2 protein-coding genes are annotated in these 1,712 nt (G+C 35.6%); both read right to left on the reverse strand.

Going from position 1 to position 1,712, the window contains the following annotated elements:
- Positions 1-516, reverse strand: a 516-nt coding sequence (locus HNQ35_RS13915; protein ID WP_183330203.1) for a Gfo/Idh/MocA family protein, incomplete at its 3' end; no start/stop codon positions are given.
- 141 nt (positions 517-657) lie between these two features.
- Positions 658-1,701 carry an IS1595-like element ISBsp6 family transposase gene (locus HNQ35_RS13920; RefSeq protein ID WP_076611814.1) on the reverse strand — a complete coding sequence of 348 codons (1,044 nt, stop codon included), beginning with the start codon at positions 1,699-1,701 and terminating at the stop codon, positions 658-660.
- Positions 1,702-1,712: the final 11 nt, after the last annotated feature.

Below are 1,712 nucleotides of genomic sequence, written 5' to 3' on the forward strand. Positions count from 1 at the left end.
TTTTTGTTTTTCACCCATCCAACCTCTTTTGGATGATTTAAGGTTTTGATACTGTGGGCTGGATATATGGTACTCAAAATGGATTATCTTCCCAATAATATCGTTTAGAATTAACTCTTTCATCTTCTGACGAATAGGGAGGTAACGCCATTCAAAATCAATCAATACCTTTACTTTATAGGATTTAGAGAGGTTTAATAGTTCTATTGATTCACTACTATTCATTGTGAAGGGCTTTTCGCAAACTACACTGATCCCTTTTATTAATGCTTCTTTAACCATTTCAAAATGATAAATAGGTAGTGAGCTTACAAATAAAAGGTCAAGTTCCTCCTTATCTAACATTTCAGTCCAGTTCTTATAATGATTGGGTGGATTGTCCCAATTAAATAATCCCACTGGCAAACGATGTCTATTCATTGTACTAACAGCGGTTACTTCCATTTTTGGGTGCAAATTAATTATGGGGGCTTGGACTGATAATCCAAAACCACCGCCGATTATACCGACTCTCATTTTTAGCCTCCCCAGTCTTTCTACCGTATTTAATTCTTTTTCCTACAATTAAAACCCTCTATTTGTGTTTATAAAAGATAGTGAAAAAAATACTACCTCGATTCAACTCTTCTGCCCCGTTAGTTGAATAAGAAACAGTGTTTAAACAGCAAATTTAGTTAACCTAATTGTATCATAAGTTTCTGAATTCTGTACTAAATTCCCTCTGATTATCAAATCATTCATTGTTACTTCATTTCTTTGATGTTGGATACTTTCTAAGACCTGAAACCAAGCAAGGTAATTGTTTAAATACTTGGTCGCAACACCATTAAATCGTTGTATCCAACCTTTTAGTCTTCTATGATAATTATTCACGTTCTGGATGTGGTAAAGCCCCTTTGTACGAATTTTACCATCGGACTTGAATTGGTAAATATCCATTCCCTTTTCAGCAGCATATGTTTTAAATGCACGCCAAGAATCCGTGCATAGTATATTTTCATTTGAAAGCTTATGCCCGATGGCTTTATCTAACTGTACTTTCGTTAATCTACCCATACCTAATATCTGCGAAATAGTGGTCTTGTCACGGTCTCTTGCAACTAATACACACACTTGTTCATTACTTATGCCACGTTTCTTTGCTGAACCACCACGTTTGCGAGGTTTTCTACCTTTAATTTTTCTTTGTCCTTTTTCTGAGTACAAGAAATAGGTCTCGTCCATTTCAACGATACCTTCAAAATTTGGTATTTCCATTTGCTTTAACGATGATAATAGTTTGTGCCTCCAATAAAATAAAGTGACGTGAGTAATGTTGCCGATTAAGTTAGCAGACTTCCGAAGAGAATAACCTTCAATCATACACTCAATAAATTTAATCCACTGGTTAAGGTGACGAGTTCGATAGAGAACTGTATTTGTGAGGTCGGTAAATGTCTTTTTACAAGCCTTACAGCGATAGCGTTGCTTTTTAACTTCTTCACCATCAACGATTGTTGTATATTTACCGAAGCGAACAATATGTTCTGATGTACAATCAGGACATTCATACCCATTCTTATTCTTACGTTCAGATATTTCGTGAAGAACGGTTCCAGTCGAACTTGATGCTCTTAGTGCATCAATTAAATATTCACGCAATCTGTGCTTCTCTGCGGGATTTAGTTTTTGAATGGCTTTAAGGATTTCAGTCGCTCTCACAATCATCACCA

It is taken from the genome of Cerasibacillus quisquiliarum (assembly GCF_014202495.1).
GTDB classification, from domain to species: Bacteria; Bacillota; Bacilli; order Bacillales; family Amphibacillaceae; genus Cerasibacillus; species Cerasibacillus quisquiliarum.